This is a genomic window from Nonomuraea sp. CA-141351, from assembly GCF_050944675.1.
In the GTDB taxonomy this organism is placed as follows: domain Bacteria; phylum Actinomycetota; class Actinomycetes; order Streptosporangiales; family Streptosporangiaceae; genus Nonomuraea.
In genome coordinates, this window is record NZ_CP191982.1 from 12,637,623 (window position 1) to 12,650,176 (window position 12,554).

Genomic DNA, 12,554 nt, shown 5'->3' on the forward strand with positions numbered 1-12,554 from the left:
GTGAGCGAGCTGGAGGCGGGGACGTACGAGGTCCTCAGGAACCGGCTCCAGGCCCAGGCTAAGGCGCTGACGGCGGCGGCCGAGAGCCTCAACGGGGAGCGGCTGAAGGTGTTCGGCGGCGCGGAGCTGCGTCTGCTGGGCACCGAGCGAATCCGTACCGAGAACAACTGCGTCCCCAGGGACATCGTCTCCCTGGGCGACGTGATGCTCTTCGGCTACAACGTCTTCATCGGGCTCAAGCCGGAGACGGCGGTGGCGGACGTGTTCGCGGTGCACCGGTTCTCCAGGGACGGTGACGCGTTCAGGTTCGACGCCGACAAGCTGGAGACGCTGGACGATCCGGCGTTCAAGAAGGACTTCGCCGAGCTGTACCGGTACTACAAGGAGACCCGGCTGCAGCAGCTCAGGCGGGTCGAGGGCAAGCTGCTGGCCGTGTTCCAGACAGGTCCGGCGGACCTGCGGGTGCTGCGGTGGGCGGTCAGCAACGGCGGGGTCCCGAGATATCTGGACAACCGGGGGGAGCGTGACCACGTCTTCCCCCCGTCCCACGACTTCGAGTGGACGCCGACCACGCGCGACGACCACATCCTCGGCCGGCACCCGCACATCTCGATCGAGGACGAGGTGTTCGTCGAGACGGTCGGCGGCGACCTCACCATCAAGATCGAGAACAACACGGAGACCGGGGCCGGCATCTACGCCGAGCCGGTCGCCGAGCCGCTGCAGAGCCTGGCGGACGCCGACGTCGAGTACGCCAGGGTGGGTCCGCTCATCCTCATGCGGATCAGGCCGTACAAGGAGACCGACCGGCGCCACCTGGTCTTCAACACCCGCACCAAGGCCGTGATCAGGCTCGACGGCCTCGGCCAGGCCTGCCAGCGCCTTCCCGAGGACCAGGGGCTGATCTTCCCCGGCGGCTACTACCTGACGACCGGGGTCAGCAAGACGTTCGACACGGACGTGACGGACCTGGAGTTCGAGCGGGTGGTCCGCTCGCCCAACGGCGAGGATGTCCTGTACGTCTTCCACGCCAGGGGCGACGGGCGGTCGCTGCTGCTGCCGTACAACGTGATCAGGAAGGAGGTCGCCAACCCCATCGTCTGCCACGGCTACTCGCTGTTCGACGACGGCACAATGGTGGTCTTCCGGGCGACCTCCGACGAGCCGACCCGGGTCCACCCGATGCAGGTCTGGCAGACGCCGTACGTCTCCGACACGTACGCCGCCGCCCAGCCCGCCGGCACGGGACCGCTGGAGCGCATCGGCAACGCGGAGCTGGTGCGCGGCATCTCCGACTGCCTGTCCGTCTCGCGGATGGTCGAGGAGATGGCGGCTTCGGCGGGGACGTTCGAGGGGCTGATCGCGGCCTGCACGCGGACGTTCGACTCCTACCACTGGCTGGCGGAGCACGACCTGAGCGAGCCGCTCGCCGACGTGCGGGCCACCGCCGAGCAGGTGCTGGACGAGTACGAGCACGTCGAGCAGCTCACCCGCCAGGCAGCCGACACGCTCGCCGCCGCCGCCGAGGAGACCACCCATCTCGTACGCGAGGCGCGGGCCGACAGCCCGGTCACCGCGGACGCCTGGGTCGACATGCTTGCCACGCTGCGCCGGGCCCAGGGCCGCCTGGTGACGTTGCGCGAGACCCGCTACATCGACCTGGCCGGCCTGGACGCGCTGTCTTCTTCCGTGGCGGAGGAGCTCGCGTCCGTCGGCCGGCGGGCGGTCGACTTTCTGCAGGGCGCGGACGCGTTCACCGCCTACCACGCGGCCGTCGAGGAGCTCGCCACCGCCGCGGCGGCGATCGGCACCGTAGCGGAGGCCGCCCCCGTGGCGGACCGGCTGGCCGCGCAGGCGGAGGGGCTGGAGGTGGTGACGGAGGTCGTCGGCTCGCTGGACATCGCCGACGCCACCGTACGCACCTCCATCCTCGGTCGGATCGCCGAGATCCTCGGCGGGGTGAACCGGGCCCGCGCCATCCTGGACGGGCGCCGGCGCGACCTGCTGGGGGCGGAGGGGCGGGCCGCGTTCGCCGCCGAGTTCGCCCTGCTCGGCCAAGCCATCACGGGCGCGCTGGCCATGGCCGATACCCCGGCCAAGTGCGACGAACAGCTCGGGCGGCTGATGCTCCAGCTGGAGACCCTGGAGTCGCGCTTCGGGGAGTTCGACGACTTCGCGGCGCAGCTGTCGGCCAAGCGGGAGGACGTCTACGAGGCGTTCTCGGCCCGCAAGCAGACCCAGCTCGACGACCTCACCCGGCGCGCCGACCGCGTCTTCGCCTCCGCGGAGCGCATCCTGGGCAGCATCACGCGCCGCCTCGGCTCCCTCGGCTCCCTGGACGAGGTCAACACTTACTTCGCCACCGACCCGATGGTGGCCAAGGTCCGCTCGGCCGCCACCGAGCTGCGCGCGCTTGGGGACGCCGTACGGGCGGAGGAGCTGGACGGGCGCGTCAAGTCCGCCCAGCAGGAGGCGGGACGGGCCCTTCGCGATCGCCTCGACCTCTTCTCCGACGGCGGGGAGACGCTCCGGCTGGGCCACCACCGCTTCGCCGTCAACACCCAGCCCATCGACCTGACGCTGGTGCCGCACGACGGTTCCATGTACTTCGCGATCACCGGGACCGACTACCGCTCGCCGGTGCCCGCCTCCTTCGCCGACACCCGGCCCTTCTGGGACCAGCTGCTGGTGTCGGAGACGCCCGAGGTGTACCGGGGCGAGCACCTGGCCGCCTCGCTCCTGGACTCCCTCTCCCCTGGGGCCGCTCTTGAGGACGTGGTGCGGCAGGCGGTGGAGTCACGCTACGACGAGGGATACGAGCGCGGAGTCCACGACCACGACGCCACTGCCATCCTGGACGTGCTGGTCCGGCTGCGGTCGGGGGCTGGGTTGCTGCGGTACCCGGCGGCGGTGCGGGCGGCGGCGCAGCTGTTCTGGGCCTTCGGGGTGGACGAGGTTTCACGTAAAACATTCACCACGCGGGCCGTGTCGCTCGCCCGCGCGCGCGCCGTCTTCGGCACCACCGCTGCCCTGGACTCGCTGGCCGCCGAGCTGGGGACGTTGATCGCACACTTCATGACGAGCCTCCGTACGAGCGCGCCGAGTCCCATCGCCGGCACGGGCACGGCAGCCGGCGTCGAGCCTCTCGCGGGTGAGTACCTCGTCGAGGAGCTCGGGAGCAGCCCGTTCGGGCTCGTGACCAGCAAGGCGGCACGCGACCTCCTCGACGGGTTCAGGAAGACCCTGGGCCCCGCCAAGGTGCGTGAGTTCGAGGAGGAGCTCAAGAGCGTGCCGCTCCCCGAGCGCCTGCAACTGGCCCACGCCTGGATGGCCGCCTACCACCAGGGCCCCGAGGTGACGGAGGCCATCGCGGTGCAGCTGTGCGACGTCCCTCGCCACGACTCCAGCGCCGCCACCCAGGAAACCGTGGACGGTCTCCTGGGCACCCATCCCCGCATCAAGGACCGAAAACTCGACCTCCGGCTGGACGAGCTCCTCACCAGGACGCGCCAATTCCGGCAGGAGCGGGTCCCGGCGTACCGGGCGTACCAGCGGCGCAGGAGCGAGCTGGTCGAGGCCGAGCGCCGGCGGTTGCGCCTGGACGAGTACAAGCCCAAGGTCATGAGCGCCTTCGTCCGCAACCGTCTCCTCGACGAGGTGTACCTGCCGCTGATCGGCGACAACCTGGCCAAGCAGCTCGGCGCGGCGGGCGCGGGCAAGCGTACGGATCAGATGGGCCTCCTCCTGCTCATCTCCCCGCCCGGCTACGGCAAGACGACCCTGATGGAGTACGTGGCCAGCCGTCTGGGCCTGGTGTTCGTCAAGGTGAACGGCCCGGCCCTGGGCCACGAGGTGACCTCGCTGGACCCGGCGGACGCGCCCGACGCGACGGCCAGGCAGGAAGTGGAGAAGATCTCGTTCGCGCTGGAGACGGGCAACAACACGCTGCTCTACCTCGACGACATCCAGCACACCTCGCCGGAGCTGCTGCAGAAGTTCATCTCGCTCTGTGACGCCCAGCGCCGCATCGAGGGCGTGTGGAACGGCCGCACCCGCACGTACGACCTGCGTGGGAAGCGGTTCGCGGTGTGCATGGCGGGCAACCCGTACACCGAGTCCGGCCGGCGGTTCCGCATCCCCGACATGCTGGCCAACCGGGCCGACGTCTGGAACCTGGGCGACGTCCTGTCGGGCAAGGACGACCTGTTCGCGCTGAGCTACATCGACAACGCCCTCACCTCGAACCCCGTGCTCGCGCCGCTCTCCGGCCGCGACCGCGCGGACGTCGAGCTCCTCGTACGACTCGCCAAGGGCGACACGACCGTCCAGCCCGACCAGCTCCGCCACCCGTACAGCAAGCCGGAGCTCGACCAGATCCTCAGCGTGCTGGCCAAGCTGGTGCGCGTCCAGGAGGTCGTGCTGGCCAACAACCAGGCCTACATCGCCTCGGCCGCCCAGTCCGACGCCGCCCGCACCGAGCCCCCGTACCGGCTGCAGGGCTCGTACCGCAACATGAACAAGCTGGCGGAGCGCATCGTCCCCGCCATGAACGACGCCGAGCTGGAAGCGGTGATCGACGACCACTACCTCGGGGAGGCCCAGACCCTGACCACGGACGCCGAGGCGAACTTGCTCAAGCTGGCCGAGCTGCGCGGTCGCCTCACCCCGGCCCAGGCCGAACGCTGGGAGGAGATCAAGACGGCGTTCCTCAAGGCCAGGGCGCTCGGCGGGGCCGGCGACGACCCGATGACCAGGGCCGTGGGCGCGATCGGGCTGCTGGCCGACCGGGTGAGCGAGGTCGGCACGGCCATCCGGGAGTCCGGCCGCTGACCGTCAATCGCCTGAGTGCGTCACCAGGCGCGCCTGCGACACCGCCTCCGCGCCGGCCGGGACCAGCGGCAGCCGCACGTCCGGGGTCGGGATCAGGCCCTGGGCGTGCAGCACTCCCTTGATCACGGTGGGGTTCGGCTCGGCGAACAGCGCGGCCGAGAGCCGGGCCAGCCGGTGCCCGAGCGCCCTCGCCCTGACCGCGTCGCCCGCGTTCCAGGCGTCCACCAGCTCGACGTAGCTCCGGGTCTCCAGATGGGCCGAGGCGAGGATCCCGCCGACGGCGCCCAGCGCGAGCAGCGGCGAGATGAACATGTCGTCGCCGCCCACCACCTCGAACCCCTCGGGCAGATCCCCCAGCAGCTCCACCGCGTCCTGGTCGATCCCGCCCGCCGAGTACTTCATGCCCGCGATCATCGGGTGCGCGCCCAGGTGCCGGAACGTCGCGGCGCCGACCGCCTGACCCGTCCGGTACGGGATGTGGTAGATCACCAGCGGCACCGGCGTCTCCTCCGCCAGCGCCTCGAAGTGCGCGATCACCCCGCGCTCGCCTGGCCGCAGGAAGTACGGCACCGTCACCAGCGCGGCGCCCACCCCCGAAGGCAGGCTCCGCAGAGCCCGGGCCGTCGAACGCGTGTCGTTCCCCGTCACCCCCACCGTCAGCAGCGCCTGCCGCTCCGCGCACACCCGCGCGCACGCCTCGATCACCAGCGCCCGCTCGCCGGGGTCGAGCGCGGCCACCTCGCCCGTCGTGCCCAGCGCGACCAGCCCGGCGGCCCCCTGGTCGAGGTAGTCCGAGGCCAGCTTCTCGATCGCGTCCACGGCCACCTCTCCCGACGAGGTGAACGGGGTGACCAGCGGTACGTGTAGTCCTCTCAACATGCTCCGAGCCTGGCCTGTCCGGACACGTTAGGTCCAGCGCGGATTTCTTCGTTTGAGATTAAGCTCAGCTTATGCTCGACCCGCGCAAGCTCCACCTCCTCCGCGAACTCGCCAGGCGCGGCACGATCGCCGCCGTCGCGGAGGCGGTGACGTTCACGCCTTCGGCCGTCTCCCAGCAGCTCAGCGCCTTGGAGCGGGAGGCGGGCGTGCCGCTGCTCGAGCGTACGGGCCGTACCGTGACATTGACGCCCGCGGGCCACCTCCTGGTCGAGCACGCGCACGCCGTGCTGGAGCAGCTCGAACGCGCGTCGGCGGCGCTCGCCGCCGCGCGGGGCGGGCCCTCGGGGCCGCTGCGGATCGGGGCGTTCCCGACGGCGGCCCGCGTGCTCCTCCCCCCGGCCCTCGCCGATCTGACCGGGGCGCATCCCGGCCTGGTGCCGATGGTCTCCGAGATCGACCCCGCCGACGTCTCGGCCGCGCTGCGGGCCGGGGAGCTGGACGTGGCGCTCGTGCACGAGTACGACTTCGTGCCGCCGGTGACCGACGCGTCCATCGAGACGGAGCCGCTGTTCAGCGAGCCGATGTACCTCACCGACCGGCCCTCGGTCGCCGACGCCCGCGCCGACTCGTGGATCACCGACAGGCCGGGGACCCTCTGCCACACGATGGCGATCAGGGCATGCCAGGCGGCCGGGTTCGAGCCGCTCGTACGGCACCACATCGACGACTTCGACACCGTGCTCGCCTTCGTCGCGGCCGGTCAGGGGGTCGCGCTCGTGCCCCATCTGGCGGCGATCGACCCGCCCGAGGGGGTGACGCTCACCCGCCTGCCGTTGAGCCGCCGCACGCTGGCGGCGTTCAGGAGGGGAAACGGCGAGCACCCCGCGATCAGGGCGGCCGTCGCCGCCTTCCACAAGGCGATCACCCACCTCCCCCTCTGACCCCGAGCAGCCCGTTGACCAGGTCGGCGAAGGCGGCGGCCAGCCGCTCGTGCTCCCCGGCCCGCAACCGGCTCGCTATCGGCTCCATGTGCAGCGTGCCGAGCAGCATGTGAGCGATCTGCTCGGCGTCCACGTCGGGCCGCCCCTCGGCGATCAGCCCGGACACGTGCCGGTGCCAGGCCAGGTAGATCGGGTTGGCCTCCCTGGGCTGCTCGCCGTGGCTCTTCCTGGTGACCATGGCGTGCTCGATGGCGCTCATCAGGTTTCCGTTGCGTGCCGCCAGCTCCGCCACCGCCGCGAAGAACGCGACCAGCCGCTCGGCCGGGTCCGCGCCCGGGCCCAGCGGCGGCGGCCCCTCGGTGAAGGCCTGCTCGAGCTCGCGCGCCCGCTCGCTCATCAGCTCGAGCATGAGCCCCGTACGGCTACCGAACCGGTGGAAGACCGTCCCCTTGCCCACGCCGGCGGCGGCCGCGACGCGCTCGACGGAGACCTGCTCGGGCGGGTGCCGCCGCAGCAGCTCCTCGGCCGCCCGCAGGATCGCCTGCCTGTTGCGCGCGGCGTCGGCCCGCTCTCGACGTTCCATCCGGACATTCTTTCCCATGGACAAACTTGACCAGTGGTCCATATATTAATTGGACCAACGGTTCAGTTTAAGGAGTCCCAGCATGCGCGCGATCGTCCTGTCCGAGAAGGGCGGCCCGGAACGGCTCGAAGTGACCGACCTGCCACGCCCGAGTCCCGGCGAGGGCCAGGTCCTCATCCGCACGCAGGCCATCGGCGTCAGCTACGCCGAGACGCAGATCCGGGCGGGCACGCTGCCGTTCCCGCTGCCGCTGCCCGCCGTGATCGGCGCGGAGGCGGCCGGCGAGGTGGTCGAGGTGGGAGAGGGGGTGGACGCGAAGCTGCTCGGGAGCACGCTCGTGGGAGTGACCGGCGGGCTCGGGTCGTACGCCGAGTACGCGCTGCTCCCCGTCGCCATGACGTGTCGCCTGCCGGACGGCGTGACCCCGGTGGACGCGCTGGCCGCGGCGGCGCCCGGCGCGATAGCCCTCGCCCTGCTGCACAAAGCGCGCCTCGATGGCGGGGAGACCGTGCTGGTGGAGGCAGGCAGCAGCTCGGTGGGGACCTACCTGGTGAGGCATGCGAAGGAGTTCGGGGCCGGACGGGTGATCGCCACCGCCGGCTCGGCCGCCAAGCGGGACCGGACCGCTCGTCTGGGCGCGGACCTCGTGATCGACCACAGCAAGCCCGACTGGCCCGGCGAGCTGCCGGATGTGGACGTGGTCTTCGAGTCCGTCGGCGGCACGGTGGCCAGGCAGGTGCTCGACCATCTCACTCCCGGTACCGGCCGGATGCTGTACTACGGGCTGCTGAGCGGGGAACCCGCCGCCGTCACGGCCGCCGACCTGATGGAACGCGGGGTGACGGTGACCGGTTGCAGCGGCCCGGGGTGGGCCGGGGAGGTGTTCGCCACGTACCTCCCGGCGATCCTCGACCGGCTCACCGACGGGAGGAGCCGGGCCTATGTCGACCGTACGCTGCGGCTGGAGGAGGCGGCGGAGGCCCACCGGCTCCTGGAGAGCCGCGCGATCGCAGGCCGGATCCTGCTCGTCCCCTGAGCGTCAGGCGTTGAGAACCGCTTCGAGCACGGCCACGGCACTGGTCTGGTCCTGGTCGTACTCGCCGGCCGTCACCGCCACGACCAGCTCGTCCTCCGGCCGGACGACCAGGCGCTGCCCGCCGTTGCCGATGCCCTCGCTCCAGCGGCGCTCCCCGGTGCTCAAGTACCACTGGTAGCCGTACTCGAACCCCTGGTCGATCAGCACCCGCGGCCGCAGCATCTCCTGGAGCCACTCACCTGGCACGATGTCCCGGCCGCCGTCGAGCACCAGTTGCCCGATGGCGGCCAGGTCCGCCGGCCGCAGCCTCAGCCCGGCCGCCGCGCTCACCGTCCTGTGCTCGCCCTTGGACCACTCGAAGGTGGTCACCCCGAGGGGCTCGAAGAGCGCGGTCGCGGCGTACTCCTCCAGCGGTTTCCCCGCCCCGCGCGCGATGATCCCGCCGATCAGCGCGCTCGCCCCGCCGCAGTAGAGCCACCGCTTCCCCGCCTCCTCGATGACCGGCCGCTCCAGCACGTACCGGTACCGGTCGGGCGCCAGCTCCATCGCGATCTCGCTGTTGGCCGGGCTGGTGTAGGGGGCGTCCTCGTTCCATTCGAGGCCGAGCGTCATGGTCAGCGCGTGCTCGATGGTGAGATGCGCCCGTGCGGGATCCGCCGCCAAATCCTGGAGTTCCGGAAATTGGGCCACCAGTCCCGCTCCCGGCTCCGGCACCAGCCCTTCGCCCAGCGCGATGCCGTACAGCAGCCCCACCACGCTCTTGGACACGGACCTGAGGTCGTGCAACGTGTCCCGGTCGAACTCGACGTGCCCCAGCGAATCGCCCAGCCGGTGGTCCTGCCCGGAGCCGTACCGCTCGAGGACGAGCTCCCCGCTCCGCAGCACCACGAGGCCGTGGAAGTACGGCGCCTTGCCCGCACGCAGGACCTCGTCGACCCGTTCGGCCATTGTCATGACGTTCCTCCTGAAGTCGGTCGGTACATCCCGGGATACCGCCTCACACGGTGTCAGGCTCAACCACGGAGCTCGTCCAGCGCGCGCTCCCACGGAAAGGGCTCGGCCACGGCGTCGGGCTCGTCCGAGGCGAACTGCCCCGGGCCCAGCACGACACGGACGCCCTCACCGCGCAGCAGGTCGATGCTGCGCAGGAAAGGGCGGCGCTCGGCCAGGGCGTTGTTGACGAAGGGGAGCACGACGACGGGGATGCCGAGCCCGGGCGCCTCGGCCAGCAGGCCCAGGGCGTAGGTGTCCGCGATGCCCTGGGCGAACTTGTTGACCGTGTTGTAGGTGGCGGGCGCGACGACGATCGCCCCGGCTCGGGGCGGTTTGGGCTCGTACGGCTTGCGGTACTGGCTGCGGACCGGCCGGCCGGTCTGCCGTTCCAGCGCCGGCACGTCGATGAAGTCCAGGGCGGACGGGGTGGCGACGACCTGGACGATCCAGCCCTGTTGCTGCGCCATGGCGACGAGCCGGCCGACGTCGGGAGCCGGTCCGGCGGCGCACACGATGACGTAGAGCTCCTTGCTCGATGGTCGGGTCACGCGAGGACTCCCTAGGGTGCGGCGTACGGTGACCCTCTCATGCGGGTCAGCCAGGCGGGCGGCCAGGGCGGCGCGATCCGAGACCCGCGTCCCTCGCCCGGGCCACGGCGGCGGCGCGGTCGCCGACGCCGAGCTTGGCGAAGACGTTCGACACGTGATTGCGCACGGTCTTCTCGCTCAGGAACAGCCGCTCGGCGATCGCCGGGTTGGTCAGCCCTGCCGCCATCAGGTCGAGCACCTCCAGCTCGCGGTCGGTCAGCTCGGGCAGCGCGCGGGGCTCGACACGCGGATCCGACAGCGCGGCGAGGACCCGGTCGCCCGCTCCGCCGTCGAAGACGACGTGCCCGGCCGCCACCGCCGCCAGCGATCTGGCGATCTCGGCGGGGGCGGCCTCCTTGAGCAGGTAGCCCCGCGCGCCCGCCCGGATCGCCTCGAGGATCGTCGCGTCGTCCGACAACATCGTCAGCACCAGCACCGCCACGCCCGGACAGCGGGAGCGGATCTCGCGGGTCGCCTCGATCCCGCTCATGCCGGGCAGGTGCAGGTCCATCAGGACGATGTCCGGCGACGTGGCGGCCACCAGTTCCACAGCCTCCTCCCCTGAGGCCGCGTGCCCGGCGACCTCGACGCCGTCCAGGTCGCCCAGCAGCCCGATCAGACCCTCGGCGAACATCGGATGGTCCTCCACCACGACGACCCTGGTCATGTGGCCTCCTTCAGCGGCAGCCTGACGAGGATGTTCGTGCCGCTCCGCGTCGTGGACAGGTCGAACGTGCCACCCAGTTCGGTGGCGCGGCGGCGCATGGAGCGCAGGCCCACGCCGTCGCGCCGCTGCTCGGGCAGGCCCATGCCGTCGTCCTCCACCCGCAGCTCCAGGTGCGCATTCGTCTCGGCGGACCGGTCCGCCCTGTCGAGGTGGATCGCGCAGCGCGAGGCGGCCGCGTGCCGGGCGGCGTTCGTCAGCGCCTCCGCGGCGATCCGGTAGGCGGCCAGTTCGACGGCGGCGGGCAGATGTGGCAGCTCGGGAGAGGCGTCCACCTCGACCGCGAGGTTCCCGGCGAACCCCTTGGCCAGCGCGTTCAGCGCCCCGGCCAGGCCCAGGTCGTCCAGCGGCGGCGGGCGCAGATCCTGCACGATCGCCCTGATGTCCACGACTGTGCCGCGGATGCGGGCCGACAGCTCCTCCAGCAGCCGCTCCGCCTCCGGCGCTCCGGCGACCAGCCGCCGCCCTCTGTCGGCCTGGAAGGCGAGGGCGGCCAGCGTGGGCCCGACGCCGTCGTGCAGTTCCTGCATCAGCCGGGCGCGCTCCTCCTCGCGGGCGGCCAGCAGCCGCTGCCTGGACCGCTCCAGGTCGGCCGCCAGGCGATGGGCGCGCACGGTCACGGCGACGTGCGGCGCCAGTTCGGCGAGCACCGCCCGGTCCCTGCGTCGCAGCGGCTCGGCCACGACCAGCGTCCCGATCCGCTCTCTCCGGTGCTCCAGCGGAACCCGCGCGGCCGCCGCGGCTGCCTCCCCCCACGAGGCGATCACGGCGCCGTCCTCCTCCACCGCCACGTAGCGGGCGCCCAGCGCGTGCGCCACCGACTCGGCGACCTGGTCGAGCAGCACGTCCGGGGTGCCTGCCCCCGACAGGCGGGCGCCGAGGTGGCGCAGCAGGGCCACCGGATCGTCCCGATCGCCGAAGACCAGCTGGTTCGCCCGCGCCCGCAGCCATCCGTGGACGGGCTGTGCCAGGGCCGCGACCACCGCCACGGCCACCGGGGAGAGCCCGTCGAAGAGCCCGCCGAGGAGCAGGACCGCGCCCGCGTAGGCCGCCAGCAGCACGCCGGTCAGCGCGCCGAGCGCCAGCGTACGGGCCAGCAGCAGATCGACGTCCCACAGCCGGTGACGCACCACCGCCACCGTCACCGCCACGGGCAGCGGGATCGGCGCCAGCGAGAGCAACGCCATCCCACCGGGCGGGTTCGCCAGTGACACGCCCAGCATGACCACGGTGACGATGCCCGCGGCGAGCACCCACTGCACCTGCCGCCGCACGGCCCCGGACGCCGCCCGATGCCGGTGAGTCAGCGCGGCGACGGCCGCGACGACCGCAACGCCGCCGAGCGCGAGGCCGGCCAGTTGGGCGGGCACCGCTAGTGACGCTCCCACCGGCTCCACCCCGGCGTACCCGGGCGGGAACAGGCCGGGTACGTCCATCTGCCCGACCGGCTGCAGCGCCCATCCCAGAGTGGACGCCGTGATGGCCGCCAAGCTCAGCACGAGAGCCGGCCACCAGCGCCGCGACGGCAGCCGCCCGTCGGGGAACAGCAGCATGAACAGCGTCGGCACCGCCAGGTAGGCGGGCGCCCAGATCCAGTTGGAGAACCACATGACCTGGTCGGCCAGCGGCAGCCCGAGCGCGGGGTCGTGGATGCCGAGCAGCCCGTACGCCCCCGTCGCCAGCCCGATCGCCTGCGCCGCTCCGATGGCCAGCATCAGCAGGCCGATCCCGCCGGCTCGCCGCTGGCCCACCAGGTACGCCCCCGGCAGCCCGAACGCCAGCGCCCCGACCGCGCGGAACGCCTCGAACCGCGTCACGAGATCCGGGACACCGAGCTCTCTGAGCCGCGGTTCGACGGCCAGTGCTCCCGCCACGAACATCAGGAGCGCCGCCGCGGTCGCGGAGGTTCTGTAGACCCGCACGTTCGGCATCGTGCCATCCCGGTGTCCCGGCGTCATGGGCCCACATGTCCCGATTCATG

General features: G+C 72.0%; 9 protein-coding genes. 3 read left to right on the top strand and 6 right to left on the bottom strand.

Features of this window, described 5'->3' with window-relative positions:
* A complete protein-coding gene (locus tag ACQPWU_RS59495; RefSeq protein WP_433435884.1) occupies window positions 1–4,830 on the top strand; it encodes a DNA repair ATPase in 4,830 nt (1,609 codons plus the stop codon).
* Window positions 4,831–4,833: 3 nt separating this feature from the next.
* Here ACQPWU_RS59495 and ACQPWU_RS59500 read toward each other — a convergent pair whose 3' ends face one another.
* The gene (locus ACQPWU_RS59500) at window positions 4,834–5,709 is read right to left on the bottom strand and encodes a 4-hydroxy-tetrahydrodipicolinate synthase family protein (protein WP_433435886.1); all 876 of its coding nucleotides are present in this window, start codon (window positions 5,707–5,709) and stop codon (window positions 4,834–4,836) included.
* A 71-nt stretch (window positions 5,710–5,780) separates the two neighbouring features.
* On the opposite strand from ACQPWU_RS59500, the gene ACQPWU_RS59505 reads away from it, so the two are divergent.
* The gene (locus tag ACQPWU_RS59505; protein WP_433435887.1) at window positions 5,781–6,650 is read left to right on the top strand and encodes a LysR family transcriptional regulator; all 870 of its coding nucleotides are present in this window, start codon (window positions 5,781–5,783) and stop codon (window positions 6,648–6,650) included.
* On the opposite strand, the gene ACQPWU_RS59510 is transcribed toward ACQPWU_RS59505, so the two are convergent.
* On the bottom strand, window positions 6,631–7,233 hold the full coding sequence (locus ACQPWU_RS59510; RefSeq protein ID WP_433435888.1) for a TetR/AcrR family transcriptional regulator: 603 nt from the start codon (window positions 7,231–7,233) through the stop codon (window positions 6,631–6,633). The two genes, ACQPWU_RS59505 and ACQPWU_RS59510, sit on opposite strands and share 20 nt — an antisense overlap.
* Window positions 7,234–7,315: 82 nt before the next feature.
* On the opposite strand from ACQPWU_RS59510, the gene ACQPWU_RS59515 reads away from it, so the two are divergent.
* Complete coding sequence (locus ACQPWU_RS59515; protein WP_433435889.1) at window positions 7,316–8,269, top strand: quinone oxidoreductase family protein; 954 nt, start codon at window positions 7,316–7,318, stop codon at window positions 8,267–8,269.
* 3 nt (window positions 8,270–8,272) lie between these two features.
* On the opposite strand, the gene ACQPWU_RS59520 is transcribed toward ACQPWU_RS59515, so the two are convergent.
* The 4 genes from ACQPWU_RS59520 to ACQPWU_RS59535 are packed head-to-tail and all read right to left on the bottom strand — an operon-like array spanning window position 8,273 to window position 12,495.
* A complete protein-coding gene (locus ACQPWU_RS59520) occupies window positions 8,273–9,223 on the bottom strand; it encodes a serine hydrolase domain-containing protein (protein WP_433435890.1) in 951 nt (316 codons plus the stop codon).
* A 59-nt stretch (window positions 9,224–9,282) separates the two neighbouring features.
* Window positions 9,283–9,810 (bottom strand): flavoprotein, encoded by a 528-nt coding sequence (locus tag ACQPWU_RS59525; protein ID WP_433435892.1) that lies wholly within the window; start codon window positions 9,808–9,810, stop codon window positions 9,283–9,285.
* A 46-nt stretch (window positions 9,811–9,856) separates the two neighbouring features.
* Window positions 9,857–10,516: a response regulator transcription factor gene (locus ACQPWU_RS59530; protein ID WP_433435893.1), complete on the bottom strand. Its 660-nt coding sequence runs from the start codon at window positions 10,514–10,516 to the stop codon at window positions 9,857–9,859.
* Entirely contained in the window at window positions 10,513–12,495 is a 1,983-nt protein-coding gene (locus ACQPWU_RS59535) for a histidine kinase (RefSeq protein ID WP_433435894.1), read from the bottom strand. The genes ACQPWU_RS59530 and ACQPWU_RS59535 overlap by 4 nt, the downstream gene beginning before the upstream one ends.
* Between the last annotated feature and the right edge of the window lie 59 nt (window positions 12,496–12,554).